The organism is Vibrio sp. Vb0598 (genome assembly GCF_033338935.1).
Taxonomy (GTDB): domain Bacteria; phylum Pseudomonadota; class Gammaproteobacteria; order Enterobacterales; family Vibrionaceae; genus Vibrio; species Vibrio alginolyticus.
In genome coordinates this window covers 1-1066 of record NZ_JAWOTP010000276.1, presented here as the reverse complement: position 1 = coordinate 1066, position 1066 = coordinate 1, and the positions used below count along the sequence as shown (strand labels likewise).

Here is a 1066-nt window from a genome sequence, read left to right as displayed (position 1 = left end):
GGACGCTCTTAATACCCCAGTAGTGGTAGAAGCGGACAACCTGCAAGCCATTAATGGTGACAAAGCACAATACTCTGGAAACGTCCAAGTAACGCAAGGTCCGAAGAAAATCACCGCAGATAGCGTAACCCTGCACCAACAAGACAACGTGGTGGTGGCAGAAGGCAACGTGACCTTCAATGACGGACAAGTTAAAGCCCGTTCAGATCGTGTTACCAACGACATCAACCAAGATACCTTCTCGCTTGAAAACACCGAATACCAATTTCTTTGCCAACAAGGTCGTGGTACTGCTGCTTACATTGCGCGTACAGGTCAGTCTGTCTATGAACTAGAAGATGGCTCAATCACATCATGTCCGGAAGGCGATAATTCATGGCGCTTGGTTGCGTCTGGTATCGATGTAGACCAAGACGAAGAGACCGCCACGCTGCACCACCCTCGTTTTGAGATCATGGATGTGCCCGTGTTTTACGTGCCATACATGACCATGCCTATTGGCAACACGCGTAAAACCGGTTTCCTATTCCCTTCTCTTTCTTACGGTTCTAGTGACGGTATGGAAGTGGAAGTGCCATTTTACTGGAACATCGCACCTCAATACGACATGACACTCACTGCACTCTACATGCAGCAACGTGGCACCAAACTCGACACCGATTTCCGTTACCTAACCGATGGTTGGGGTGAAGGTAAACTGAAAGGCGAATACCTCAACAGCGATAAAAAATATCAAGATGATTCTCGCTGGGGTTACCAAGTTAAGCACGATGGAATTATCAATAAACAGTGGATTGTTAAAGTTGATTACTCACAAGTCAGTGACATTGATTACTTCCTAGATTTGGACTCTGACATCGGTAACCGTGAAGACGGCCAGTTAGTCCAAGAAGGACATGTGCAGTACCGTTCAGATTTCTGGGATGCGTCTTTAACCGTTCGAGATTTCCAAATCCTCTTGAAAGAAGAAAACCGTCCATATCGTTTGCTTCCTCAATTAGATTTGAACTACTACACGCCGTTGTGGGGTGATCACCTTAACTTCGACGTGAAAAGCCAAGTCAGC

1 protein-coding gene is annotated in these 1066 nt (G+C 46.5%); it reads left to right on the top strand.

The window, feature by feature from the left end; all coding sequences use genetic code 11:
- The coding region (lptD, locus tag R7Q38_RS24665) for an LPS assembly protein LptD (protein WP_318114704.1) at positions 1-1066 on the top strand (1066 nt) is incomplete at both ends.